The sequence below is a fragment of the Acidovorax sp. SUPP1855 genome (genome assembly GCF_030158955.1).
Classification (GTDB): Bacteria; Pseudomonadota; Gammaproteobacteria; order Burkholderiales; family Burkholderiaceae_C; genus Paracidovorax.
On the sequence record NZ_BQXI01000018.1, the window covers coordinates 82,483 to 106,297 of the forward strand.

21 protein-coding genes and 1 pseudogene are annotated in these 23,815 nt (G+C 68.5%); 13 read left to right on the forward strand and 9 right to left on the reverse strand.

Annotation, left to right across the window (positions count from 1 at the left end; translation table 11 throughout):
* Nucleotides 1-12: 12 nt before the first annotated feature.
* Together AVMA1855_RS16360 and xopAW are read right to left on the reverse strand one after the other, a co-directional pair.
* A complete protein-coding gene (locus AVMA1855_RS16360) occupies nt 13-1,077 on the reverse strand; it encodes a sensor domain-containing diguanylate cyclase (protein WP_284426523.1) in 1,065 nt (354 codons plus the stop codon).
* A gap of 314 nt (nt 1,078-1,391) precedes the next feature.
* Nucleotides 1,392-2,462, reverse strand: coding sequence for an EF-hand domain-containing protein (gene xopAW, locus AVMA1855_RS16365; protein ID WP_284426524.1), 1,071 nt, complete (start codon nt 2,460-2,462; stop codon nt 1,392-1,394).
* Nucleotides 2,463-2,718: 256 nt separating this feature from the next.
* Here xopAW and AVMA1855_RS16370 point away from each other — a divergent pair, with 256 nt between their 5' ends.
* Both AVMA1855_RS16370 and AVMA1855_RS16375 read left to right on the forward strand, forming a co-directional pair.
* The gene (locus AVMA1855_RS16370; RefSeq protein WP_284395201.1) at nt 2,719-3,447 is read left to right on the forward strand and encodes a response regulator; all 729 of its coding nucleotides are present in this window, start codon (nt 2,719-2,721) and stop codon (nt 3,445-3,447) included.
* The gene (locus AVMA1855_RS16375) at nt 3,444-4,601 is read left to right on the forward strand and encodes an ATP-binding protein (protein ID WP_284426525.1); all 1,158 of its coding nucleotides are present in this window, start codon (nt 3,444-3,446) and stop codon (nt 4,599-4,601) included. Before AVMA1855_RS16370 ends, AVMA1855_RS16375 begins: the two co-directional genes overlap by 4 nt.
* Nucleotides 4,602-4,707: 106 nt before the next feature.
* Here AVMA1855_RS16375 and AVMA1855_RS16380 read toward each other — a convergent pair whose 3' ends face one another.
* Together AVMA1855_RS16380 and AVMA1855_RS16385 are read right to left on the reverse strand one after the other, a co-directional pair.
* Nucleotides 4,708-5,385, reverse strand: coding sequence for a hypothetical protein (locus tag AVMA1855_RS16380; protein ID WP_284426526.1), 678 nt, complete (start codon nt 5,383-5,385; stop codon nt 4,708-4,710).
* A 192-nt stretch (nt 5,386-5,577) separates the two neighbouring features.
* Nucleotides 5,578-5,844 (reverse strand): DUF1653 domain-containing protein, encoded by a 267-nt coding sequence (locus AVMA1855_RS16385; protein ID WP_284426527.1) that lies wholly within the window; start codon nt 5,842-5,844, stop codon nt 5,578-5,580.
* A gap of 39 nt (nt 5,845-5,883) precedes the next feature.
* Between AVMA1855_RS16385 and AVMA1855_RS16390 the strand changes: the two genes are divergently transcribed.
* The 3 genes from AVMA1855_RS16390 to AVMA1855_RS16400 all read left to right on the forward strand — a co-directional run bounded on the left by AVMA1855_RS16390 (nt 5,884) and on the right by AVMA1855_RS16400 (nt 10,467).
* Nucleotides 5,884-7,740, forward strand: a complete 1,857-nt coding sequence (locus tag AVMA1855_RS16390; protein ID WP_284426528.1) for a M48 family metallopeptidase — start codon at nt 5,884-5,886, stop codon at nt 7,738-7,740.
* Nucleotides 7,741-7,792: 52 nt separating this feature from the next.
* Nucleotides 7,793-9,115, forward strand: coding sequence for an RsmB/NOP family class I SAM-dependent RNA methyltransferase (locus AVMA1855_RS16395; RefSeq protein WP_284405796.1), 1,323 nt, complete (start codon nt 7,793-7,795; stop codon nt 9,113-9,115).
* A 137-nt stretch (nt 9,116-9,252) separates the two neighbouring features.
* Nucleotides 9,253-10,467: a DesA family fatty acid desaturase gene (locus AVMA1855_RS16400; RefSeq protein ID WP_284426529.1), complete on the forward strand. Its 1,215-nt coding sequence runs from the start codon at nt 9,253-9,255 to the stop codon at nt 10,465-10,467.
* 64 nt (nt 10,468-10,531) lie between these two features.
* On the opposite strand, the gene AVMA1855_RS16405 is transcribed toward AVMA1855_RS16400, so the two are convergent.
* Complete coding sequence (locus tag AVMA1855_RS16405; RefSeq protein WP_284426530.1) at nt 10,532-10,948, reverse strand: hypothetical protein; 417 nt, start codon at nt 10,946-10,948, stop codon at nt 10,532-10,534.
* Between the two features lie 221 nt (nt 10,949-11,169).
* Between AVMA1855_RS16405 and AVMA1855_RS16410 the strand changes: the two are divergent.
* Nucleotides 11,170-12,674 (forward strand): annotated as a pseudogene (locus AVMA1855_RS16410) (aminotransferase-like domain-containing protein).
* Between the two features lie 123 nt (nt 12,675-12,797).
* Here the strand turns inward: AVMA1855_RS16410 and rpmG are convergent.
* From rpmG to trxB, 3 genes are all read right to left on the reverse strand, one after another.
* The gene (gene rpmG, locus AVMA1855_RS16415) at nt 12,798-12,968 is read right to left on the reverse strand and encodes a 50S ribosomal protein L33 (protein WP_008904999.1); all 171 of its coding nucleotides are present in this window, start codon (nt 12,966-12,968) and stop codon (nt 12,798-12,800) included.
* Nucleotides 12,969-12,979: 11 nt separating this feature from the next.
* Nucleotides 12,980-13,213 carry a 50S ribosomal protein L28 gene (gene rpmB, locus AVMA1855_RS16420; protein ID WP_087496789.1) on the reverse strand — a complete coding sequence of 78 codons (234 nt, stop codon included), beginning with the start codon at nt 13,211-13,213 and terminating at the stop codon, nt 12,980-12,982.
* A 193-nt stretch (nt 13,214-13,406) separates the two neighbouring features.
* Nucleotides 13,407-14,366 carry a thioredoxin-disulfide reductase gene (gene trxB, locus AVMA1855_RS16425; protein ID WP_272564625.1) on the reverse strand — a complete coding sequence of 320 codons (960 nt, stop codon included), beginning with the start codon at nt 14,364-14,366 and terminating at the stop codon, nt 13,407-13,409.
* A gap of 225 nt (nt 14,367-14,591) precedes the next feature.
* Here trxB and AVMA1855_RS16430 point away from each other — a divergent pair, with 225 nt between their 5' ends.
* Both AVMA1855_RS16430 and lolA read left to right on the forward strand, forming a co-directional pair.
* Complete coding sequence (locus AVMA1855_RS16430; RefSeq protein WP_284426531.1) at nt 14,592-16,934, forward strand: DNA translocase FtsK; 2,343 nt, start codon at nt 14,592-14,594, stop codon at nt 16,932-16,934.
* Nucleotides 16,935-16,983: 49 nt separating this feature from the next.
* Complete coding sequence (gene lolA, locus AVMA1855_RS16435; protein ID WP_272564623.1) at nt 16,984-17,616, forward strand: outer membrane lipoprotein periplasmic chaperone LolA; 633 nt, start codon at nt 16,984-16,986, stop codon at nt 17,614-17,616.
* A 110-nt stretch (nt 17,617-17,726) separates the two neighbouring features.
* Here lolA and AVMA1855_RS16440 read toward each other — a convergent pair whose 3' ends face one another.
* On the reverse strand, nt 17,727-18,083 hold the full coding sequence (locus AVMA1855_RS16440) for a DUF1304 domain-containing protein (protein ID WP_272564622.1): 357 nt from the start codon (nt 18,081-18,083) through the stop codon (nt 17,727-17,729).
* A gap of 251 nt (nt 18,084-18,334) precedes the next feature.
* Between AVMA1855_RS16440 and AVMA1855_RS16445 the strand changes: the two genes are divergently transcribed.
* The 5 genes from AVMA1855_RS16445 to AVMA1855_RS16465 all read left to right on the forward strand — a co-directional run bounded on the left by AVMA1855_RS16445 (nt 18,335) and on the right by AVMA1855_RS16465 (nt 23,569).
* Nucleotides 18,335-19,639, forward strand: a complete 1,305-nt coding sequence (locus tag AVMA1855_RS16445) for a replication-associated recombination protein A (RefSeq protein ID WP_284426532.1) — start codon at nt 18,335-18,337, stop codon at nt 19,637-19,639.
* A gap of 374 nt (nt 19,640-20,013) precedes the next feature.
* Nucleotides 20,014-20,943: a branched-chain amino acid ABC transporter permease gene (locus tag AVMA1855_RS16450; RefSeq protein WP_284426533.1), complete on the forward strand. Its 930-nt coding sequence runs from the start codon at nt 20,014-20,016 to the stop codon at nt 20,941-20,943.
* Nucleotides 20,944-20,956: 13 nt separating this feature from the next.
* Nucleotides 20,957-22,036, forward strand: a complete 1,080-nt coding sequence (locus tag AVMA1855_RS16455) for an ABC transporter permease subunit (RefSeq protein ID WP_272564620.1) — start codon at nt 20,957-20,959, stop codon at nt 22,034-22,036.
* Nucleotides 22,037-22,055: 19 nt separating this feature from the next.
* Nucleotides 22,056-22,838 (forward strand): ABC transporter ATP-binding protein, encoded by a 783-nt coding sequence (locus AVMA1855_RS16460; protein WP_272548690.1) that lies wholly within the window; start codon nt 22,056-22,058, stop codon nt 22,836-22,838.
* Nucleotides 22,839-22,840: 2 nt separating this feature from the next.
* Nucleotides 22,841-23,569 (forward strand): ABC transporter ATP-binding protein, encoded by a 729-nt coding sequence (locus AVMA1855_RS16465; protein WP_272564618.1) that lies wholly within the window; start codon nt 22,841-22,843, stop codon nt 23,567-23,569.
* Nucleotides 23,570-23,815: the final 246 nt, after the last annotated feature.

The window sequence follows — 23,815 nt, forward strand, 5'->3', positions numbered from 1 at the left end:
AGTGGCCCCCGCTCAGGACCAGCCGTCGAACACGCAGACCCGGTTGCGTCCCGAATCCTTGGCCACGTAGAGCGCCCGGTCGGCCCGCGCCAGCAGTGCGTGGGGATCGCTCACCTCCTCGAACCCCGCCGTGGCCACCCCGAAGCTGGCGGTGACCGGCCGGTGCGGCCAGGTGCTGGCATTCAATGCAGCATGCAGCTTCTCGGCCACGAGGCGGGCGCCGGTGGCGTGCGTCTGGGGCAGCACCACGCAGAACTCCTCGCCGCCGAAGCGGGCCACGAAATCGCCTGCCCGCACGTGGCTGCGGACCACCTCGGCCGCATGCCGCAGGATGGCGTCCCCGGCCGGATGGCCCAGGTCGTCGTTGACGCTTTTGAAGTGGTCCAGGTCCACCATCACCAGGCTCAGCGGCTGCCCGGCCCGCTTGCCTTCGTCCCAGCTGGTGCGCAACTGGCGGTCCAGGCAGCGCCGGTTCCACAGCCCGGTGAGCCCGTCGGTCATGCTCTCCAGTTCGAGGCCGGCCATGGCCTGGCGCAGCTCCAGCTGGGTCACCACCTGGCGGGCCAGCGATTCGAGGGCGCGGCGCTCGGCGTCCGTCAGGGTACGGGGCTCGCGGTCGATCACGCAGACGGTGCCGATGGGCATGCCGTCCGAGGTCACCAGCGGCGCCCCAGCGTAAAAGCGGATGCCCGGCTCGCCGGTCACCAGCGGGTTGCCGGCAAAACGCGGGTCCAGGTGCGCATCGGGCACCTCGAACACGTAGTCGGGCTGCAGGATGGCATGGGCGCAGAAGGCCAGCTCGCGCGGCGTCTCGGGCGTGTCGATGCCGGTGCGCGACTTGAACCACTGCCGCTCCGCATCGATGAGCGAAATCAGCGCGATCGGCGTCTGGCACACCGCCGACGCCAGCATGGTGAGGTCGTCGAAGGCCTGCTCGGGGTTGGTGTCGAGCACCCGCAGCTTGTCCAGGGCCTCCAGGCGTTGCGCCTCGTTGAAGGGCAGGGGGGCGCCCTGGGACGGGTTGGGGGCCGGGGGCGTGGCGTCGGCGGGAGCGTCGGGTTTCTGGTTGGGGGGCATCAATGGCTTCACTGAAGGAACGACAGTGAGTGTGTACGCAGCATCCGGCCATTCCGTTGTATCCATTTGATACGGCCAGGGTCTTTCCCTGGGTCACCGAACGGCAGCAGCGCGGGTGTGTCGATGCTTGTGCTATAAAAAATATAGCGATATGCCCTAGAAGATATTGTGCTGGAGCCGCTTTTGGCCCGAAGGCCAGCGGCGCAGGGCGCCGGTCCACGCAGCTCGTCCACTGACGGGCTGTGCAGCACTGCGTGGACCGGCAAAACCAGGGGCCGGGCGCCCGGTGCCTGCGGGCGCGGCCGGCGGCCCTCTCAGGCCAGGGCGCTCAAGGTGCTGGCGTTGCTGCTGGTGGTCCACGCGCTGGCGGCTGCCGCGTATTGCCGGCGTGCCTGTTCGGCCAGCTGGGTCAGGTCCAGCCGCTGGCCGGTACGGGAGGCGCTGGCGGTGCCTTCGTCCTGGCCGGTAACGCTGCTGCTGTTGCTGCTGCTGGCCGTGTTGGTGGCATTGGCCGTCGCCCACTGCGTCAACTGGTCGATGAACGACGACGACTCGCTGGCGCTGAGCTGCTTGTCGCCGTCGGTGTCGATGGCATTGAACAGCGCGGTGACCGCATCCGTCGTGCTGCCGGACGTGCCGTTGGTGCTGGCTGCCGCCAGTTCCGACGCCGACACGACACCGTCTTCGTTCGTGTCCAGCACGTCGTAGGTGGTGCTGCCGGACGATGCGCTCGCGCTGCTGGCACCCCCCGCTCCACCTGGCCCGCCCGGGCCACCCAGTCCGCCGGGCGGCGGGGGCGGCATGCCGCCCGCCTGCGGTCCGCCCGCGCCGCCCTGGCCCGAGGGCCGGCCGGCATCGAACTCCGCCTGCGACAGGCTGCCGTCGCCGTCCGAATCCAGCTGGCCGAACAGTTCGTCGCTGCTGGTGCCGGTGGCGCTGGCCGTGCCGCCGGAGACTTTCTCCAGCAGGAACTGCAGTTCGTCCTGGCTCACCTTGCCGTCACCGTCACTGTCCACCTTGCCGAACAGGTCGTCGCCGGCCTGGCCGGTGGCGCCGCTGCCGGCGTCGCTGCGCGACTGGGCGAAGTCCATGGTGGAGCGCTGCGGCAGCACGCTTTCCAGCGTCTTGGACAGCTCGTCGCTGCTCAGGCTGCCGTTGCCGTCGCTGTCGTACTTCTGGATCAGGTCCGAAGCGCTGGTGCTGCTGTCCACACCGCTTTTCTTCGCCACCTTGTCCAGCAGCCCCTGCAGCTCGGTGCCGTCCACGCCGCCGCTGCCATCGGCATCCAATTTTCCGAACAGGCGCTCCGGCGAAGGCCCGGGGCGCGAAGCCCGCTGGACGCTCGCACTGGACCACGCGCTGCCGACACTACTGATGGTCGTCATCATCGTTCCTTTCGTTCCAAGGGTTGGCGGCTGCCGCGCCGTCGTGCGTCCCGGGAGCGGGGCGCGCGCACCGGCAGCAGCCTGCAGCCCATTCTTGGAAGCGCCGGTAACGGCGGTTTGTCCCGTTTGTATCGGGCCTGGTACGAAAGGGTTCGCCAAGGCGCGAACAGCGGGGAAAAAGCCCGCCAGTTCCCGCGCAACGCCGTGCGGGCGCTGCGTACACTGGGGCGGCAACCCCGCTTTTCCGCCCGCTCCCATGCAACACATCCTGGTGGTCGATGACGACGACGACATCACCGCGCTGCTGACGCAGTACCTCGCCCGCTTCGGCTATGCCACCCATGCGGCGCGCGATGCGCAGACCCTGCGCGAGCGCATGGCCGCGCAGGCCATGGACCTCGTCGTGCTGGACATCATGCTGCCCGGCACCGACGGCATCACCCTGGCGCGCGAGCTGCGCGAGCGCTCGGCCGTGCCCATCATCATGCTCACCGCGCGCGCCAATCCGTACGACTGCGTGCTCGGGCTGGAAATGGGCGCCGACGACTACATGAGCAAGCCCTTCGAGCCGCGCGAGCTGGTCGCGCGCATCCAGAACGTGCTGCGGCGCGCGGCGGGCCGTCCCGCCGCCGCGCCCGCGGTGCCGGACGACGTGGTGCGCTTCGACGGCTGGGCGCTGCACAGCGTGGAGCGCCATCTCGTCTCGCCCTCCGGCGTCACTGTGCCGCTCACCAACGCCGAATACCGCCTGCTGTGCACCTTCCTGCGCATGCCGCGGCGCGTGTGCAGCCGCGACCAGCTCATGGAGCATGCGCGTGGCCGCACCATGGATTCGTTCGAGCGCAGCATCGACCTGCTGGTCTCGCGCCTGCGCCACAAGCTGTCGGACGACCCGCGCGCACCCGCCTTCATTCGCACGGTGCGCGGCGTGGGCTACCTGTTCCACACCCAGACCGTGCAGGGGCTGGCGGGCAGGGCGCAGTGACGCACGCCGCGGCCAAGGCGCCGACGGCGCCCGCGCGCACAGGGTGGCGGCGCTGGCTGCCGGACACCCTGTTCGGCCGGCTGGCGCTGCTGCTGTTCGTTGCCGTCACGGCCAGCCACGTGCTGGCCCTCACGCTGATGTTCGAGCTGCGCCCGGCCGGCATGGGCCCGCCACCACCACCGGAGGCCGCCATGGACGGCGATGCCGCGCAGCGCCCGCCACCTGCCCGGCCGCCCGAATCCGGCGGCCCCTCGCGCGAACGCCGCCCCGGCTTCCTGCACGCAGGCCTCGCGCTGGATATCGGGGTGCGGCTGCTGGCCCTCATGCTCGCTGCCTGGTGGGGCGCGCGCTGGCTGTCCCAGCCCATCCACCGGCTGGCCCGCGCCGCGCGCGACCTGGGTGGCGACCTCCACGGCCCGCCGCTGCCCGAAGACGGCCCCGCCGAATGCCGCGAGGCCAGCCGCGTCTTCAACCAGATGCAGGCGCGCATCCGCCAGCAACTGGCCGAGCGCGACGGCTTCGTGGCCGCCGTGTCGCACGACCTGCGCACGCCGCTCACCCGGCTGCGGCTGCGCGCCGAAACCCTGCACGACGACGGCGAGCGCGAACGCTTTTGCCGCGACATCGGCGAGATGGACGCCATGATCACCGCCACGCTCGACCACCTGCGCGGCGTGGCCCATGCCGAGCCGGTGGCGCCGCTGGACATCGGGGCGCTGCTGCAGAGCCTGGCGGACGACGAGCAGGACTGCGGCCACGCCGTCACGCTGCAGGGCAGCGCGCGGCCGCTGCCGGCGCGGGTGGGCGCGCTGCGCCGCTGCATCGGCAACCTGGTCGGCAACGCCGTGCGCTACGGCGGCGGCGCCGAGATCACGCTGAGCGACGATGGCGCCGCGGTGCGCATCGCCGTGCGCGACCACGGACCCGGCCTGCCCGAGCAGGAGCTGGACCGGGTGATGCAGCCCTTCTACCGCGTGGAAGGCTCGCGCAACCGGCACAGCGGCGGCGTGGGCCTGGGGCTGTCGATCGCGCACGACATCGCGCAGCGCCACGGCGGCAGCCTGCAGCTGTGCAATGTGCCGGGCGGCGGGCTGGTCGCCACCGTCACCCTGCCGCGCGGGGGCGGGGCCGGCCAGGCAATGCGTTTGATATAAAAACAATAGCTACGGAGGCAATCAAAACCCCGGCGCTGGCACGTCGGCGCATCGAATCGCCCTGGCAGGGGCCCGGCGGGGGTGGCCCGCGTCGCCCGCGTTCCGGTCAGGCCCGTTGGAAGAAATGGCGCAGCCGCTGCGCAATTCCCCCGGAGGGGGCATGCGCCGGCGCGGTGGAGGCCGCCGCAGCCGGCGAACTGGCCTGCGCCTTGGCATGGGCCTTTGCCTGCGCGTGGTCCTCGTCATCGAACAGATCCTGCAGCGTGATCCTCGCCGCTTGTGCCTCCAGTTCGGGCTCCTCGGCGATGGTGAACAGGGTCCGGCCTTGCAGTCGGGCCATCGCGGCTTGCACCTCGGGGCTGTCGTCGGCCTCGATCTCCTCGGCGTGTGCCGAATCCGGTACGGGCTGCGCGGCGGGCGGCGGCTCCTGCCGGATCTCCGGGTGCGTCCCGGAAGGGGCTTGCGCCGCCGGTGGCTCCGCTGCGGGGCGGGGGAGTGGGGCGGTAACAGCCGATCCGGCGCTCACGTTCATGTAGCGGATGGCGGAGGCCACATCGGACGCCCGCTGGCTGGCGGCGCTGTCCAGGGGCTGGCGCGGCCGGGGCGCCGCCTGTGGCTTGGAATGGCGCCCCACCAGGCCGGACAGCAGGCCGCCACCGCCGTGGCTGCTGCTGCTGCGGCTGCTGCTGGCCTTGGGCGCCGTACCCGCTGTTGTCCCGGACGCGGACGACGGGGGCGCGTTGGGGGTGGGACGGGAATGCGGCAGCAGTTTGGAAAATTTCACGGGCCAGGCCTTTGCTTCGACTGGCACAGGCCAGAAGATGAAGGAGGATGGTGCTCCCGCCGCAGCGGAATTTGCTTTGCCGCACGAACACGCCGTGCTCCGTCCGAAGCTGGCGTATCGCAACGCATCAGAACTAATTTGCTATAAAAATAATAGCTATCAAGGCAATCGGATCTAGGGCGTTCGGCACTTCTATGGCTTGGTCCCGGGTGCGGCTTCCGGCAATGCCTGCACCCGCTCGAAGCGCGGCTGCGCCCGCCCGTCGATCACCACGGTTTCCTCGAACATCGTGGCGGGCCGCACCCACAGCCCCCGCTCGCCGTAGAGCGCGCGGTGCAGCGTCATGGGCTCCAGCGTCTCGCTGTGGCGGGCGGTGTCGATCACCTCGTACAGAAGGCCCTTGTAGTGGCGATAGAGACCGGGCGGGGTGGGGCGCAGGGCGGGAAGGTCGTCGGTCATGGATACGATGGCGGATTGGCAAATGGGGGATGGCGGGACATGGACCAGGCGGATTTCGTTCACATGGTGCGCATGAGCGAGCACGCGAGCGCTGAAGACTCCAGCGCGTACCGGCGCAGTGTCGCCGCTTTCGCGGCCCTGGGGTACGCCTGGGTGGTGGGCTGCCTGCTGCTGTCGGCGGGGCTGCTGGCCTGGGTGTTGCCCCAGTTGTTGCATGGCCGCTTTCGCGTGGCCTACGTGTGGGTGGTGCTCGGGGCGGGCGGCCTGCTGTGGACCTGCCTGCGCGCGCTTTGGGTGCGCATCGATGCGCCCGATGGCCTGCCCATCACGGCGGCCGATGCGCCCGGCCTGTTCGAGGCGCTGGAGCGCATCCGCACCAAGGTCAAGGGCCCGGCGCTGCATGGCGTGTACCTGGACGGCGACTTCAACGCCAGCATCCGGCAGACGCCGCGCTGGGGCCTGTTCGGCGGCGCGGTCAACCACCTCACCATCGGCCTGCCGCTCGCCATGGCGCTGGACAAGCCGCGCCTGATGGCCGTGCTGGCGCACGAATATGGCCACCTGCGCGGTGGCCACGGCCAATTCACCGCCTGGATCTACCGCACGCGGCTGGGCTGGCTGCGCCTGCACGAGGGCCTGCGCGACGGCAGCGGGCCGGTGGCGGCGGCCACGCAGGCCTTCCTGCGTTGGTACTTCCCGCGCTTCGCCGCGCGGACGTTCGCCCTGGCGCGCCAGGACGAATACGAGGCGGACCGCATCGCCGGCCGGTTGCTGGGCCCCGAAGTGGCGGCCGCAGCGCTGGCCGAGATCGAAATCAAGGCCGCCTGGCTGGCGGACGAGTTCTGGCCCGGGCACTGGCGCACGGCCGTGGCCCACCCGCTGCCGGCGGGCCCCTACGGCGCCCTTCGACGCCTGCTGGCGATGCCGGTCGAGGCCGGCTTCGCCCAGGAGGCGCTGCGCCAGGCCGTGCGGCGCATCAGCGGCGTGGACGACACCCACCCGGTGCTGCGCGACCGGGTCGAGGCGCTCACCGGTGCGCGGCCCGCCCTGCCCGAAGGCTCGCGCCGCGGCGCCCTGTCGCTGCTGGGCCGCGATCCGCAGCGCTGGATCGACCATTTCGACCGCCTGTGGTGCCAGGAAAACGCCACGGGCTGGAAGGAACACCACGCCTGGCTGACCCGGGTGCGCGAACGGGCCGAGGCGCTGAAAGCCAGCGCGGCCCGCAACAACGCCGACGAAACCGTGGAATGGGCCACGCTGCTGCGCCACCTGGACCCCGCTGCCGATGTGCGCCCCCTGTACGAGGCGGCCCTTCAGCGCAGCAGCGAGCACGCCGGCGCGCTGCAGGGGCTGGCCCGTTGCCTGCCGGCCCCCGACCGGGAGGCCCGCCTGGCCGTTCTGGCGCGGCTGTGGGATGCGGCGCCGGCCCGGCGCTGGTGGGCGGCCAATGCCGCCGTCGCCGAACTGGAGACGACGCGCCCGGGCCTGGACTACGACGCCGAAGCCCTCAAGCACTGGCGCGAGCGGCAGCGCCAGGCGGGCGAGGCCGAGGAGCGGGCGTGGGAGGAGCTGTCCACCCCGCCGTACTTCAGCCGGGTGGCGCGGCACGATCTCTCGCCGTTCGAACTGAGCGAGGTGCAGTCCGAACTGGCCCGCTGCCGCCCGGTGGTGAAATGCTGGATCGTGTCCAAGGCCCTGCGGGAGTTTCCGCAGCGGCGGGCCTACCTCGTCTTCGTGCTCCTGCCGGCCATGGACGATGAGGACCGCTACGGGCTTTGCCGCTGGCTGGAGCGAAACCTCAGCCTGCCCGGGCCGGCGCTCTTGCTGTGGGCGGGGGAGTCGCCCACGCTGCAGGAGATCGAGCGCTCGGCCTTCGCGCCGGTGCTGTCGAGATAGCACCGGTGAGGGCCCCGGCGGGCCGGGGCGGCGCCAGTGGGACAATCGGGCGATGCACCCCAAAGCCCTTCTGGACGCCTGCGCTGAACTCGTCAGGCTGACCTTGACCCTCGAACACCCCGCCGACGCGGTGGTGTCCCGTTTTTTCCGTGACAACCGCTCCCTCGGCCCGCGCGAGCGCGCCACCCTCGCCGAGACCGCCTACACGGTGCTGCGCAAGAAGCTGCTGTTCGAGCAGCTCGCCCGTTCGGGCAGCGGTCCCAAGGAGCGGCGCCTGGCCATCCTGGGCTTCGCGCACAGCCAGGACGAGCAGGCCCGCCGCGCAGGCGCAGGCAATGCCTCCGGTGCGCGCGACTTCCTGCGCGGCGCCCTGAACGATCAGGAAAAGAACTGGCTCGACCAGTGCGATGCCGTGCCGGCGGACGACCTTATGGACCGCCACCGTCACAACCTGCCCGAGTGGCTGGTGGCGCCGCTCAAGAGCCAGCTGGGCGATGGCTTCTGGCCCCTGGTGGACAGCCTCTCGCAGAGCGCGCCGCTCGATCTGCGCGTGAATGCCCTGCAGGAAAAGCGGGCCGATGTGCAAAAGGAACTGGCCAAGGCCGGCATTCCGGCCCAGCCCACCCCGTACTCCCCCTGGGGCCTGCGCGTGGACGGCAAGCCCGCGCTCACCAAGCTCGATGCCTTCACGCGCGGCGCCGTCGAGGTGCAGGACGAAGGCTCGCAGTTGCTCGCGCTGCTGCTCGATGCCAAGCGCGGCGAGATGGTGGTCGACTTTTGCGCGGGCGCCGGCGGCAAGACGCTGGCCATCGGCGCGGCCATGCGCAACACCGGGCGCCTCTATGCCTTCGACGTGTCGGCCCACCGGCTCGACGCGCTCAAGCCCCGGCTGGCCCGCAGCGGCCTGTCGAACGTGCACCCCGCCGCCATCGCACACGAGCGCGACGACCGCATCAAGCGCCTGGCCGGCAAGATCGACCGCGTGCTGGTGGACGCGCCGTGCTCCGGCCTGGGCACCCTGCGCCGCAACCCCGACCTGAAGTGGCGCCAGAGCCCCCAGGCGGTGCAGGAACTGGTGGCCAAGCAGACGGCCATCCTCGCCAGCGCCGCGCGCCTGCTCAAGCCGGGTGGCCGGCTGGTGTACGCCACCTGCAGCGTGCTGCCCGAGGAGAACGAAGCCATCGCCGAAGCCTTCGGTGCCGCGCACCCCGACTTCGTGCCGGCCGATGCGGGCGAGCTGCTCACCCAGCTCAAGGTCGAGCAGGCCGGCGCGCTGTGCAGCGGAACGGAATCGGGCACTGGTTATCTGCGCCTTTGGCCCCATCTGCACCAGACCGACGGTTTTTTTGCCGCCGTGTGGACGCGCAAGCCCTGAAAGCCGTGCCGCGCACCTCCGTAAGACACCGGCGGTGTTGCGGGTATGCGCGGCATCGTGCCTGCATCGCCCCCTAAAATCATTCAGTTGCCCCCGAAAGGGGCGGCATTCACTTTGTTCGCTAGCGAAGGCTCCCTATGCTGTTACCCGACTGGGCTGTTCTGAACGCCGCCATCGACTGGCTGGGCTCCGGCCTGTGGAACCTGTCGTGGTGGCAGGTGGTGCTGTACACGCTGTTCACCACGCACATCACCATCGCGGCGGTGACCATCTTTCTGCATCGCGCGCAGGCCCATCGTTCGGTGGAGCTGGGCGCGATGCCCTCGCACTTCTTCCGCTTCTGGCTGTGGCTGGGCACCGGCATGGTGACCCGCGAGTGGGTGGCCATCCACCGCAAGCACCACGCCAAGTGCGAGACCGAGGAAGACCCCCACAGCCCGCAGACCCGGGGCCTGGACACCGTGATGTGGCGCGGCGCCGAGCTGTACCGCGCCGAGGCGAACAATGCCGAGACGGTGCGCAAGTTCGGCCACGGCACGCCCGACGACTGGGTGGAGCGCAACGTGTACAGCCGGTTCGCCTGGCAGGGCGTGGGCCTCATGCTCATCATCAACCTGGTGCTGTTCGGCGGCCTGGGCGCCACGGTGTGGGCCGTGCAGATGCTGTGGATTCCCTTCTGGGCGGCCGGCGTGGTCAATGGCATCGGCCACTTCTGGGGCTACCGCAACTTCGAGGCGCAGGACGCCAGCACCAACCTCGTGCCCTGGGGCGTGGTGATCGGTGGCGAAGAACTGCACAACAACCACCATACCTATCCGACCGCGGCCAAGTTCTCGGTCAAGCCCTATGAATTCGACATCGGCTGGATGTACATCTCCCTGATGCGCGCCGTCGGCTGGGCCACGGTCAAGAAGGTGCCGCCCAAGCTGCGCCTGGGCGCCGTGAAGCCGGTGGCCGATGAGCACACGCTGGAGGCGCTCATCGCCAACCGCTACGAAGTGATGGCCGGCTACGCCCGTGGCGTGCGCCAGGCCTGCCGCGAGGAGCTGGCGGCGCTCAAGGCCCGCAAGGGCGACGTCTCCGTGCTGCGCGCCGCCCGCCGCTGGGCCCACCGCGATGCCGAGAAGGTGCCCGCCCGCGCCAAGCCGCACCTGGCCCAGGCCCGCGCCGCCCATCCGGTGCTCGACAAGATGATGACCATGCGCGAAGAGCTGCGCCAGCTGTGGCTGAACACCTCGCAGTCGCGCGAGCAGCTCACGGCCGACCTGCAGGCCTGGTGCCACCGCGCCGAGGAAAGCGGCGTGGCGGCGCTGCGCGAGTTTTCGCTGCGGCTGCGCGCGGCGCAGGTCTGACCCTCAAGGGCCGCCGGGTCGACAACGCTTCGGTTTCCCAGGGCCGACCCGTGTCGGCTGCGGCTCAGTGCGCTGCGCCGACCTCGCCGGACGCCCGCGCTCCGCTGGCTGCGGCAGCATGCCACCGGGCCTTCATCCATCCCCAGGCCTGCGCCAGGGCGCCGGGCTGCGGCACCGCTTCGATCAAGACAGCGCGCACCGGCCGGCGGCCCGGGTTTCCCAGGCGTACCCAGGCGGTGGGCGCACCGCCGTCCTGGGTGAGTGCTTGCCCGGCCACCAGCGTCTGCTGGCCCACATGCAGCACCTGCCCGCAGACCAGCGGGCCGAAGCCCAGTGCGATGTCGCCTTCCAGCGCCCGGAGCGTGCTGGCCGGGGGCAGGCAGGCCAGCACATGCTGTCCTGGCGCGATGTCCAGAACAAGGCGCAGGGCAGGGGTGGCGGCGGTGGTGGCAGTGGCGGTCGGGCGGGGGGCTTGCGTCATGGCGGACTCCTTCGGATGAGGACTCCAGCGTAAGAAAAGCCGGCCTTTTGGGGCAGGTACAAGCGCCACCGGCGGCAGGTAGAACAGCCGCGATCGGCAGGGGGCTGTTATGGTTCGCCATGTTCCATCCTGTATCTGTTCCGGTGCACCGTGCCGGGGCATGATGGGATTCCCGCTTGCCGCGCGCGGGGCCTGGCGCGCGGGTTCTTCCGATGCCTGCCATGTCCCGCTCTGCCGATCCCCGAGAGACCACCCCCCTGTACCGCCAACTGGCGGCCCTGTACGAGCAGGCGATCGCCGCCGGCAGTTTGCAGCCGGGCATGCGCATGCCGTCGGTGCGCGAGCTGTGCCAGCGCCACCAGGTGAGCCTGACGACCGCGCTGCAGGTGCTGCGGCACCTCGAATCCCAGGGCAGCGTGGAGGCCCGCGAGCGCGTGGGCTACTTCGTGCGCGAGCCCGGCGGCATGTCGCTGCCCGGCGCGCGCGAGCCCGAGTTGCTGGAGCCGCTGCCGGACGACCCGAGCGTGTTCGCCGGCATCAACGAGCGCATCTCCATGTTCCTGGAAAAGGCGCGCCGCGCCGGCCCGGTGCCGCTGGACCTGGGCAGCGCCATGCCAGCGCCCAGCCTGTTCGATGCCCGGGCGCTGAACCGGCTGGCGCAAAGCCTGCTGCGCGAGCAGCCCGACATCCTCGTCTACGGGCCCTCGGCGCCCACCACCCACGTGGAGTTCCAGCAGGCGATGGCCCGACATGCGCTCACGTTCGGGGTGTGCCTGGCGCCCTCCGACATCGGTGCCACCCATGGCAATTCGGAGGCGGTCACGCTGGCGCTGGATGCCATCGCTGAGCCGGGCGACGTGATCGCGGTGGAGTCGCCGACGTTCTTCGGCATCCTGCAGGCCATCCAGGTGCGCGGCCTGAAGGCGCTGGAGATTCCCTGCAGCCCGCACACCGGCATTTCGCTGGAGGCGCTGGAACTGGCGGCGCGCAACGAGCCGCGCCTCAAGGGCGTGGTGGTGGTGCCCCACCTGCAGATGCCGCAGGGCAGCGTGATGCCCGATGCGCACAAGGAGCGCCTGGTGGCGCTGTGCGTGGAATACGGGCTGGCGCTCGTCGAGGACGACATCTACCGCGAGTTCGTCGAGTCGCCCCGCGCACTGCGGCCCGCCAAAGCCTGGGACAAGGTGGGCGATGCCGGCCAGGTGATCTACTGCGCCTCGCTCAGCAAGAGCTTTGCCCCCGGCCTGCGCCAGGGCTGGATGAGCGCCGGGCGCTGGCAGGCCCGGGTGCAGATGCTCAAGTTCGCCCGCACGCGCAACATGCAGACCTGGTCCCAGTTGCTGGCCGCGCGCAGTGTGGACTCGCCGGCCTACGAGCGCCACATGCGCCGCATGCGCACCCAGTTGCGCGTGCAGCGGGAGCATTCGGCGCGCGCGGTGGCACGGTATTTTCCAGTCGGCACGCGCCTGAGTTTGCCGCCGGGCGGGATCAGCCTGTGGCTGGAGCTGCCCCCGACATTTCCACTACGCGCCTGTACGACCAGGCCCTGCAGTGCGGCATCCGCATCGCGCCGGGTCCGATGTTCTCCAACACTGGGCGCTACGAGAACTTCCTGCGCCTGAGCTGCGGCATGCCGTTCACGCCCGAGGTGGAGGAGGCCTACCGCACGCTGGGCACGCTCATGGCCCAGCAGCGCGCCGAGCCGGCACTGCGCCGCGCGGCCTGACGCGCCCGCTGCCGGGGCAGGCGCCGATAGAGAACACACCGTCCAGCGAACATGCACGGCGCAAGCGGGCATAAAAAAACCGCCCGGGGTGCCGGGCGGTTCTTGAAGGGGCCTGAGGCTGGATTACTTCAGCTTCATTTCCTTGTATTCGACGTGCTTGCGAGCTTTTGGATCAAATTTCATGATCAGCATCTTCTCGGGCATCGTCTTCTTGTTCTTGGTGGTGGTGTAGAAGTGGCCGGTACCCGCAGTGGATTCCAGCTTGATCTTGTCGCGTCCGCCTTTGCTTGCCATGGTGCTTCTCCTTAAGCTTGGCCACGTGCACGCAGGTCTGCGAGCACGGAGTCAATACCGTTCTTGTCGATCAAACGCAGGCCGGCGTTGGAGATGCGCAGGCGCACCCAGCGGTTTTCGCTCTCGACCCAGAAACGGCGGTATTGCAGGTTCGGCAGGAACCGGCGCTTGGTTTTGTTGTTGGCGTGGGAAACATTGTTCCCGACCATCGGGCCCTTGCCCGTGACTTCACATACGCGTGCCATGAGGACACTCCAATGTTTTCAACGGCCTTCGAGCGGGTGCATTGCGGATCGCCAGCGAAGAACGCTTTGGATCGCAAGGCCTGCCGTCGGCCTCACCTCGCCAGTTCAGGGTGGCGGTAACCCGATTGCCGTGTCCAGGATGGCGCAAAGCCCGCCCAATTTCAGCAAAGCCGCGGATTATAGCCCGCTTTGTTCAGATGACGCCATCCTGCTCGAGAAAGCGCTGCGCATCCAGCGCGGCCATGCAGCCCGTACCCGCGCTGGTGATGGCTTGGCGGTACACATGGTCCTGCACGTCGCCTGCGGCGAAGATGCCCGGCACGCTCGTCTGCGTGGCAAAGCCCTTGAGGCCGCCCTGCGTGACGATGTAGCCGTTCTCCATGGTCAGCTGGCCTTCGAAGATGGCGGTGTTGGGCGAGTGGCCGATGGCGATGAAGCAGCCCTGCAGCGCGATGTCCTCGGTGCGGCCGTCCACCGTGCTCTTGACGCGGATGCCCGTCACGCCGCCGTCGTTGCCCAGCACCTCGTCCAGCGTGTGAAAGAGCTTGAGCTCGATCTTGCCGGCCGCCACCTTCTCGTTGAGCTTGTCCACCAGGATGGGCTCGGCCTTGAATCGGTCGCGGCGGTGCACCAGCGTGACCTTGCGCGCGATGTTGGACAGGTACAGCGCCTCTTCCACGGCGGTGTTGCCGCCGCCGACCACGCACACGTCCTGCTCGCGGTAGAAGAAGCCGTCGCAGGTGGCGCAGCCCGACACGCCGCGGCCCATGAAGGCCTCCTCGGACGGCAGGCCCAGGTACTTGGCCGAGGCGCCGGTCGCCAGGATGAGCGCGTCGCAGGTGTAGGTGCCGCTGTCGCCCTTGAGCGTGAACGGCCGCTGGCTGAAGTCCACCTGGTTGATGTGATCGAACACGATCTGTGTCTTGAAGCGCTCGGCATGCTCCAGGAAGCGCTGCATCAGGTCGGGGCCCTGCACGCCGTGCACGTCCGCCGGCCAGTTATCCACTTCCGTCGTGGTCATCAGCTGGCCGCCCTGGGCGATGCCCGTGATGAGCACGGGGCTCAGGTTGGCGCGCGCTGCGTACACGGCGGCGGTGTAGCCGGCGGGGCCGGAGCCGAGGATCAGGACTTTGGCGTGTTGCGTGTTGGACATGGAAGGAAGGTAAATGTTTGTGTGCGCCCGCGGCCGGGCTGGATGGGTAGATGGGACCGCAGCCGCGGAGTATCAACCCGCCGCCACGGGCGGCAGGCGCCGCTTTTTCAATCGCGCCCATTGTAAGAAGCGATGAAAAGCCGGGCGCTCCACCGGGGCGCTCGGTGCCGCGACCGGCGCAAAAACCGCGCAATGCGCATGGGGTAAGCTTGGCCGCGCACGTTTATGACCTACTCCCTCAATACCCTCAATGCCTCCGCAGGCAAGTCGCCGCCCCGCAGCGGGGCCGCACGTTTCGGCCACGAGATCAGCCTGGTGCTCGGTCTCGTGGCCCTGGTTTTCTGGCTGCTGGCGTTGGCGACCTATTCGGGGCAGGACGCCGCCTGGTCCACCTCGGGCGTGGGCGACGGCCGGCTGATGGCCAACTGGGCCGGCCGCTTCGGTGCCTGGCTGGCCGACAGCAGCTATTTCGCGCTGGGCTTTTCGGTCTGGTGGTGCGTGGCCGCGGCGGTGCGGGCCTGGCTGTCTTCCCTGGCGCGCTGGATGCGGGGTGGCGAAGACGCCGGCGCCAACGCGCACAGCCCGATGGTGCGGCGCGCGATGTTCTGGGGCGGCCTCATTGTGTTGATAGCGGCCAGCACTGGGCTGGAGTGGTCGCGCCTGTACCGGCTGGAGTCCCTGTTGCCCGGCCATGCGGGCGGTGCGATCGGCTATCTCACCGGGCCTGCGGGCGTGAAGTGGCTGGGGTTCACCGGCTCGGGCCTGGTGGGCGTGATCCTGGTGGTGCTGGGCGCGGCGCTGGTGTTTCGCTTCTCCTGGGGCCACGTGGCCGAGCGGCTGGGCGGGCGCATCGATGCGCTGGTGCAGCTGGGCCGGGCCAAGCGCGAGAAGGCCAAGGACGTGGCCGTGGGCAAGCGCGCCGCGCGCGAACGCGAAGAGGTGGTGCTGGAGGAACGCCACGAGGTCGAGCAGCACCATCCGCAGCCGGTGCAGATCATCGAGCCGGTGCTGTCCGACGTGCCCCAGAGCGCCCGCGTGGTGAAGGAACGCCAAAAGCCCCTGTTCACCGACATGCCCGACAGCCGCCTGCCGCAGGTCGATCTGCTGGACGGCCCGCCTGCGCAGCGCCAGGAGACGGTCTCGCCCGAGACCCTGGAGATGACCAGCCGCCTCATCGAGAAGAAGCTCAAGGACTTCGGCGTGGAAGTGCGCGTGGTCGCCGCCATGCCGGGTCCGGTCATCACCCGCTACGAGATCGAGCCCGCCACCGGCGTGAAAGGCTCGCAGATCGTGGGCCTGGCCAAGGACCTGGCGCGCTCGCTGTCGCTGGTCTCCATCCGCGTGATCGAGACGATCCCGGGCAAGAACTTCATGGCGCTGGAGCTGCCCAACGCCAAGCGGCAGTCGATCCGGCTGTCCGAGATCCTCGGCTCGCACGTCTACCACGAGGGCAAGAGCATGCTCACCATGGGCCTGGGCAAGGACATCGTGGGCAACCCCGTGGTGGCCGACCTGGCCAAGATGCCGCACGTGCTGGTGGCCGGCACCACCGGCTCGGGCAAGTCGGTGGGGATCAACGCCATGATCCTCTCGCTGCTCTACAAGGCCGAGGCGCGCGATGTGCGCCTGCTGATGATCGACCCCAAGATGCTGGAAATGTCGGTGTACGAAGGCATTCCGCACCTGCTGGCGCCCGTGGTCACCGACATGAAGCAGGCCGCCCACGGCCTGAACTGGTGCGTGGCCGAGATGGAGCGCCGCTACAAGCTCATGAGCAAGCTGGGCGTGCGCAACATGGCCGGCTACAACGTGAAGATTGACGAGGCCAAGGCGCGCGAGGAGTTCATCTACAACCCGTTCAGCCTCACGCCCGAAGAGCCCGAGCCGTTGCAGCGCCTGCCGCACATCGTGGTCGTGATCGACGAACTGGCCGACCTGATGATGGTGGTGGGCAAGAAGATCGAAGAGCTGATCGCCCGCCTGGCGCAAAAGGCGCGCGCGGCCGGCATCCACCTCATCCTGGCCACGCAGCGCCCCAGCGTGGACGTGATCACCGGGCTGATCAAGGCCAACATCCCGACGCGCATCGCCTTCCAGGTGAGCAGCAAGATCGACAGCCGCACCATCCTGGACCAGATGGGCGCCGAGGCCCTGCTGGGCATGGGCGACATGCTCTACATGGCCAGCGGCACCGGCCTGCCGGTGCGCGTGCACGGCGCCTTCGTGTCCGACGAAGAGGTGCACCGCGTGGTGAGCTACCTCAAGAGCCAGGGCGAGCCCGACTACATCGAGGGCGTGCTGGAGGGCGGCACGGTCGATGGCGACGACGGCCCGCTGGGCGACGGGGACGGAGGCAGCGGCGAGAAGGACCCCATGTACGACCAGGCCGTGGAAGTGGTGCTCAAGGACCGCAAGGCCAGCATTTCGTATGTGCAGCGCAAGCTGCGCATCGGCTACAACCGCTCCGCCCGTCTGCTCGAAGACATGGAGAAGGCCGGCCTCGTGAGCGGCCTCACCACCAGCGGCCAGCGCGAAGTGCTGGTGCCTGCCCGCGGCGGCGGTGAATGAGCCGGCGGCCCTGGAAAAGCCGGCACCCGGCCTCAGATACCGAGAACCCATGAAAAAAATCATCCTCACCGCACTGATCGCGGCCGCTGCCCAGTGCGCCAGCGCCGACGGCCTCAAAAGCCTCGAGTCCTTCATGAAGGGTGCGGCCGCCGGCCGTGCCGATTTCACGCAGACCGTCACCGCCCCCCCGAAGGACGGCGAGGCGGCGCGGACCAAGACGTCCAGCGGCACCTTCGAATTCCAGCGCCCCGGGCGTTTTCGCTTCACCTACCAAAAGCCCTTCGAGCAGACCATCGTGGCCGACGGCAAGACGCTGTGGCTCTACGACGCCGACCTGAACCAGGTCACCCAGCGCGCGCAGGCCCAGGCCCTGGGCACCACGCCGGCAGCGCTGCTGGCCTCGGCGCCCGACCTGCAGGCGTTGCGCGCCGACTTCGCTCTGGAGTCGCAGCCCGAGCAGGACGGACTGCAGTGGGTGCTGGCCACGCCGAAGGCCAAGGACGGGCAACTCAAGAGCGTGCGCGTGGGCTTCCAGGGCGAACGGCTCGCGGCGCTCGACATCCTGGACAGCTTCGGCCAGCGCTCGGCCATCCGCTTCACCAACGTGCAGTCGAGCGCCTCGCTGCCGGCCTCGACGTTCGACTTCAAGCCGCCAGCGGGCGCGGACGTGGTCAAGCAGTGACCAGCTAAAAGTCTTTTTGCTATCGTATTTGTAGCGTAATGCCCTAGTACTGATTGTGCTGGCGAGCATTTTGATGCATGATCTGCACCCTGGCGCCGCAGCGCGCCGGATCAGGCCAGCAGCACGAGGGCCAGGCCCACGGCGGCTGGAATGGCCTGGATGAACAGGATCTTGCGGGACGCCGTGGCGGCGCCGAACACTCCGGCCACCAGCACGCACAGCAGGAAGAACACCTTCACGCCCAGGCCGGCGCCGCCCAGCCACAGGCCCCAGAACAGGCCCGCCGCGAGAAAGCCGTTGTACAGCCCCTGGTTGGCGGCCAGCACCTTGGTGGCGGCGGCCCGTTCGGCGCTCTGCCCGAAGGCGCGCAGGCCGGCGGGCTTGTCCCACAGGAACATCTCCAGCACCAGGATGTAGACGTGGAGCAGGGCGATCAGGGCGACGACGGCATTGGCAGCGATGGACATGGGGGATCTCCTCCTTGGGTTTTCGAATCGAAACGGGCGCCGCGGCATTGTGCGGGAAATTCCCGCATGCTCATGGGGACGACGCGCCCGAAGAGGGGGCGGAGAATAATCGGGCGTCGCGGGGCCATGCCGCCTGCCTGCCGGGCCTCCTCTCGCGTAACCCGTCGCCCGGCCCGCCGCCGGTGGCCCTTGGTCTTTTGCCCCCATCGCGTTCACTTCTTCACTGAGCCTACCCATTGACCCCCAAGCCCATGGCCGATCTCTTTTCCTCCGCCCCCACCGCGCCGCTCGCCGAGGCCCTGCGCCCGGCCAGCCTGGACGAGGTCATCGGCCAGTCGCACCTGATCGGTGCAGGCCGGCCGCTGCGGCTGGCATTCGAGTCGGGCAAGCCGCATTCGATGATCCTCTGGGGCCCGCCCGGCGTGGGCAAGACCACGCTGGCGCGGCTCACGGCGAGCGCATTCGGCTATGAGTTCATCGCCCTGTCGGCGGTGTTCTCGGGCGTGAAGGAAATCCGCGCCTCGATGGAGCAGGCCGAACACAACCTGGCGCTGGGCAAGAAGACCATCCTGTTCGTGGACGAGATCCACCGCTTCAACAAGAGCCAGCAGGACGGCCTGCTGCCGTTCGTGGAGTCGGGCCTGGTGACCTTCGTGGGCGCGACCACCGAGAACCCGTCGTTCGAAGTCAATTCGGCGCTGCTCTCGCGTGCCCAGGTGTATGTGCTGCAGGTGCTGACCGACGACGAGCTGAAGCAGCTCGTGCGTCGGGCGCAGGACAAGGTGCTCACCCACCTGCAGCTGGACGACGCGGCGGTGGACACGCTCGTGGGCTATGCCGACGGCGACGCGCGGCGCCTGCTCAACCTGGTCGAGCAGACCGACACCGCCGCGCGCGCCGCCGGGGTGCATCAGGTGGACGCCGCTTTCCTGGAGAGCGCGCTCACACTCAACGCGCGCCGCTTCGACAAGGGCGGCGACAACTTCTACGACCAGATCTCGGCGCTGCACAAATCCGTGCGCGGATCGCACCCCGACGCGGCGCTGTACTGGCTCAGCCGCATGCTGGATGGGGGAGCGGATGCGAAATACCTCGCGCGCCGCATCGTGCGCATGGCCTGGGAGGACATCGGCCTGGCCGATCCGCGCGCCATGCAGATCGCCAACGACGCGGCGCTCACCTACGAGCGCCTGGGCTCGCCCGAGGGCGAACTGGCGCTGGCCCAGGCCGTGATCTACCTGGCCGTGGCACCCAAGAGCAACGCCGGCTACATGGCCTACAACCAAGCCAAGGCGTTTATCAAGAAGGACAAGTCGCGCGAGGTGCCCAACCACCTGCGCAACGCGCCCACCAAGCTGATGAAGGAGCTGGGCCACGGCAAGGCCTACCGCTACGCCCACGACGAGCCCGGCGGCTACGCGGCGGGCGAGACCTACCTGCCCGAGGACATGCCCGAGCCCGGCTGGTACCAGCCGGTGCCCCGCGGGCTGGAGGCCAAGATCGCCGACAAGCTGGCCCAGTTGCGCCAGCTGGACCAGGACGCGGCCAAGGATTGAGGGGGAAGGGGAGGGCGCTGCGAGGCTGCGCACCCCCGGTCCATCGCCGGGCAGCATCTCCGCCCGGCCCACCGGCCGCCCCCTCGGGCGAGGTGGTCAGCGGCTGCTGAACCGTATAAGCCACCCGGGCCAATCACTCGGCTGCATCACCCCGGCTAATGGTGACGTCGCCCCGCTGATGGCGCGCGAGTCCAAGGGAAAACCCCGCCAAACGTGCTAAAGACGCACGGTTTCGACTGGCTACAATCCCGTCCACCAAACCCGCACAGCTTTGCTCCTGGCGGGTTTTTTGCTAGGTGGCATTGGGGGCTCACAAGGCACTGCCGATCTTGGCTTGCGAAGTGCGCGCGTTACAAACACGAAGGACTTTTTTTATGGACATCTTGCTGCAGCAGATCATCAACGGTCTGGTTCTCGGCAGCATGTACGCCTTGATAGCCTTGGGCTACACGATGGTGTACGGCATTATTCAGCTGATTAATTTTGCCCATGGGGAAGTGCTGATGATCGGCGCTCTCACCAGTTGGAGTTGCATTGGCCTGATGCAAGAGGCCATGCCCGGGGCTCCGGGCTGGATCATCCTTCTCCTGGCCACCCTGATTGCCTGCGTCGTCGCCGCGGCGCTGAACTTCGTCATCGAGAAGGTCGCCTACAAGCCGCTGCGCAGCAGTCCGCGCCTGGCGCCCCTGATCACCGCCATCGGGATGTCGATCCTGCTGCAGACGCTGGCCATGATCATCTGGAAGCCCAACTACAAGCCGTATCCCACCCTGCTGCCCACGACCCCGTTCCAGGTCGGCGGTGCGGTGATCACCTCCACCCAGGTGCTGATCCTGAGCGTGACGGTGGTCGCACTGGCTTCGCTGGTGTATCTGGTGAACTACACCAAGCTCGGCCGCGCCATGCGCGCCACCGCGGAAAACCACCGCGTGGCCTCCCTGATGGGCGTGAAGCCCGACATGGTGATCTCGGCGACCTTCATCATCGGCGCCATCCTGGCGGCCATCGCCGGCATCATGTATGCCTCCAACTACGGCACCGCGCAGCACACCATGGGCTTCCTGCCGGGTCTGAAGGCCTTCACGGCCGCGGTGTTCGGCGGCATCGGCAACCTGGCCGGCGCGGTGGTGGGCGGCATCCTGCTCGGCCTGATCGAGGCCATCGGCTCGGGCTACATCGGCACCCTCACAGGCGGCCTGCTGGGCAGCCACTACACCGACATCTTTGCATTCATCGTGCTCATCATCATCCTCACGCTGCGCCCCTCGGGCCTGCTGGGCGAGCGTGTGGCCGATCGCGCCTGAGGAACCCATTGTCATGAAGCAAAACAAAACCGCACAGTGGATCGTCGGCGGCATCGCGCTGCTGCTGCTTCCTTTCATGCTGCAGTACTTCGGCAACGCCTGGGTGCGCATCGCCGACCTGGCGCTGCTCTATGTGCTGCTGGCTCTGGGCCTGAACATCGTGGTGGGCTACGCCGGCCTGCTGGACCTGGGTTACGTGGCGTTCTATGCCGTCGGGGCCTACCTGTTCGCGCTGATGGCTTCGCCCCACCTTTCGGAGACCTTCGCGTCGTTCGCGGCCATGTTCCCCAACGGGCTGCACACGTCGCTGTGGCTGGTCATACCGCTCGCGGCGCTGGTGGCCGCGATCTTCGGGGCGGTGCTCGGGGCCCCCACGCTCAAGCTGCGCGGGGACTACCTGGCCATCGTGACGCTGGGCTTCGGCGAGATCATCCGCATCTTCCTGAACAACCTGGACCACCCCGTCAATCTGACCAACGGCCCCAAGGGCATCGGGCAGATCGATTCGGTGAAGGTGTTCGGGCTCGACCTGGGCAAGCGCCTGGAGGTGTTCGGGTTCGACATCTCGTCGGTCACGCTGTATTACTACCTGTTCCTGGTGCTGGTGGTGCTGAGCGTCATCATCTGCTATCGCCTGCAGGACTCGCGCATCGGCCGTGCCTGGATGGCCATTCGCGAAGACGAGATCGCCGCCAAGGCCATGGGCATCAACACCCGCAACATGAAGCTGCTGGCCTTCGGCATGGGCGCTTCGTTCGGCGGCGTGTCCGGCGCCATGTTCGGTGCCTTCCAGGGCTTCGTGTCGCCCGAATCGTTCAGCCTGATGGAGTCGGTCATGATCGTCGCCATGGTGGTGCTGGGCGGCATCGGCCACATCCCCGGCGTGATCCTGGGCGCCGTGCTCCTGTCGGCCCTGCCGGAAGTGCTGCGCTACGTGGCCGGTCCGCTGCAGGCCATGACGGACGGCCGCCTCGACTCCGCCATCCTGCGCCAGCTGCTGATCGCGCTGGCCATGATCATCATCATGCTGCTGCGTCCCCGCGGCCTGTGGCCCGCGCCCGACCATGGCAAGAGCCTGACGCAAAAGACCTGAACAGCACTGAAAGTTAGAAATGGCAGAGAAATCCAACGATGTGGTGCTGAAGGTCGCCGGCATTTCCAAGCGCTTCGGCGGCTTGCAAGCCCTGTCCGACGTCGGCATCACCATTGAACGGGGTCAGGTCTACGGCCTGATCGGTCCCAACGGCGCCGGCAAGACCACGTTCTTCAACGTGATCACCGGTCTTTACACGCCCGACAGCGGCAGCTTCGAGCTGGCAGGCAAGCCCTACCAGCCCACGGCCGTGCACGAAGTGGCCAAGGCGGGCATCGCCCGCACGTTCCAGAACATCCGCCTCTTCGCCGAAATGACGGCACTGGAGAACGTGATGGTGGGGCGGCACATCCGCACCAAGTCGGGGCTGCTGGGCGCCGTGCTGCGCACCAAGGGCTTCAAGGAAGAAGAGGCCGCGATCGCCCGCCGGGCGCAGGAGCTGCTCGACTACGTGGGCATCGGCAAGTTCGCCGACTACAAGGCGCGCACCCTGAGCTACGGCGACCAGCGCCGCCTGGAGATCGCCCGCGCCCTGGCCACCGACCCGCAACTGATCGCGCTCGACGAGCCGGCCGCCGGCATGAACGCGACCGAGAAGGTGCAGCTGCGCGAGCTGATCGACCGCATCCGCAACGACAACCGCACCATCTTGCTCATCGAGCACGACGTCAAGCTGGTGATGGGCCTGTGCGACCGCGTCACGGTGCTCGACTACGGCAAGCAGATCGCCGAAGGCACGCCTGCCACCGTGCAGAAGAACGAAAAAGTGATTGAGGCCTACCTGGGCACCGGAGGACATTGAGAATGGCCGAAAAATCCAACAACGTGTTGCTCAAGGTCTCGGGCCTGAAGGTGGCATACGGCGGTATCCAGGCCGTGAAGGGTGTGGACTTCGAGGTGCGCGAGGGAGAGCTGGTGTCGCTGATCGGCTCCAACGGCGCCGGCAAGACGACCACCATGAAGGCCATCACGGGCACGCTGCCGTTCGCCGATGGCGACATCGAGTACCTGGGCAAGAGCATCCGGGGGCAGGGCGCCTGGGACCTGGTGAAGAAGGGCCTCGTGATGGTGCCGGAAGGCCGTGGCGTGTTCGCGCGCATGACCATCACCGAGAACCTGCAGATGGGCGCATACATCCGCAACGACAAGGCCGGCATCGCGGCCGACATCGAGAAGATGTTCACCATCTTCCCGCGCCTGCGTGAGCGCAAGGACCAACTGGCCGGCACCATGTCGGGCGGCGAACAGCAAATGCTGGCCATGGGCCGCGCGCTGATGAGCCAGCCCAAGGTGCTGCTGCTGGACGAGCCCTCCATGGGCCTGTCGCCCATCATGGTGGACAAGATCTTCGAGGTGGTGCGCGACGTGTACGCCCTGGGCGTGACCATCGTGCTGGTGGAGCAGAACGCCAGCCGCGCGCTGGCACTGGCCGACCGTGGCTACGTGATGGAGTCGGGCCTCATCACCATGACGGGCCCCGGCCAGCAACTGCTGAGCGACCCGCGCGTGCGCGCCGCCTACCTGGGCGAGTGAGCCCGTCTCCCGTTGCCTCCACGCGCCGCCAACCGGCGCATGAAGGCCGGCGTCTGGAATCGGGATGAAAGCGCGTGAAGCGCACGAAAAAAGGGCCCTGCGAAGGGCCCTTTTTGTTGGGGGTGACCCGTCCTGAATGAGGTTGACACCTTTCTGTTCATCAGAAAGGAAAGTCAAGTGGATCAATGGGTTAAGAGAACGCAGAAGGACTACACACTGGCCTTTAAGCTGGCGGTGGTGGATCAG

What these genes read in the sequence shown, in the direction of transcription:
- AVMA1855_RS16360 (WP_284426523.1), bottom strand. Translation starts at nt 1,077, where the DNA reads ATGCCCCCCAACCAGAAACCCGACGCTCCCGCCGACGCCACGCCCCCG.
- xopAW (WP_284426524.1), bottom strand. Translation starts at nt 2,462, where the DNA reads ATGACGACCATCAGTAGTGTCGGCAGCGCGTGGTCCAGTGCGAGCGTC.
- AVMA1855_RS16370 (WP_284395201.1), top strand. Translation starts at nt 2,719, where the DNA reads ATGCAACACATCCTGGTGGTCGATGACGACGACGACATCACCGCGCTG.
- AVMA1855_RS16385 (WP_284426527.1), bottom strand. Translation starts at nt 5,844, where the DNA reads ATGACCGACGACCTTCCCGCCCTGCGCCCCACCCCGCCCGGTCTCTAT.
- AVMA1855_RS16390 (WP_284426528.1), top strand. Translation starts at nt 5,884, where the DNA reads ATGGACCAGGCGGATTTCGTTCACATGGTGCGCATGAGCGAGCACGCG.
- AVMA1855_RS16395 (WP_284405796.1), top strand. Translation starts at nt 7,793, where the DNA reads ATGCACCCCAAAGCCCTTCTGGACGCCTGCGCTGAACTCGTCAGGCTG.
- AVMA1855_RS16400 (WP_284426529.1), top strand. Translation starts at nt 9,253, where the DNA reads ATGCTGTTACCCGACTGGGCTGTTCTGAACGCCGCCATCGACTGGCTG.
- AVMA1855_RS16405 (WP_284426530.1), bottom strand. Translation starts at nt 10,948, where the DNA reads ATGACGCAAGCCCCCCGCCCGACCGCCACTGCCACCACCGCCGCCACC.
- rpmG (WP_008904999.1), bottom strand. Translation starts at nt 12,968, where the DNA reads ATGGCAAGCAAAGGCGGACGCGACAAGATCAAGCTGGAATCCACTGCG.
- rpmB (WP_087496789.1), bottom strand. Translation starts at nt 13,213, where the DNA reads ATGGCACGCGTATGTGAAGTCACGGGCAAGGGCCCGATGGTCGGGAAC.
- trxB (WP_272564625.1), bottom strand. Translation starts at nt 14,366, where the DNA reads ATGTCCAACACGCAACACGCCAAAGTCCTGATCCTCGGCTCCGGCCCC.
- AVMA1855_RS16430 (WP_284426531.1), top strand. Translation starts at nt 14,592, where the DNA reads ATGACCTACTCCCTCAATACCCTCAATGCCTCCGCAGGCAAGTCGCCG.
- lolA (WP_272564623.1), top strand. Translation starts at nt 16,984, where the DNA reads ATGAAAAAAATCATCCTCACCGCACTGATCGCGGCCGCTGCCCAGTGC.
- AVMA1855_RS16440 (WP_272564622.1), bottom strand. Translation starts at nt 18,083, where the DNA reads ATGTCCATCGCTGCCAATGCCGTCGTCGCCCTGATCGCCCTGCTCCAC.
- AVMA1855_RS16445 (WP_284426532.1), top strand. Translation starts at nt 18,335, where the DNA reads ATGGCCGATCTCTTTTCCTCCGCCCCCACCGCGCCGCTCGCCGAGGCC.
- AVMA1855_RS16450 (WP_284426533.1), top strand. Translation starts at nt 20,014, where the DNA reads ATGGACATCTTGCTGCAGCAGATCATCAACGGTCTGGTTCTCGGCAGC.
- AVMA1855_RS16455 (WP_272564620.1), top strand. Translation starts at nt 20,957, where the DNA reads ATGAAGCAAAACAAAACCGCACAGTGGATCGTCGGCGGCATCGCGCTG.
- AVMA1855_RS16460 (WP_272548690.1), top strand. Translation starts at nt 22,056, where the DNA reads ATGGCAGAGAAATCCAACGATGTGGTGCTGAAGGTCGCCGGCATTTCC.
- AVMA1855_RS16465 (WP_272564618.1), top strand. Translation starts at nt 22,841, where the DNA reads ATGGCCGAAAAATCCAACAACGTGTTGCTCAAGGTCTCGGGCCTGAAG.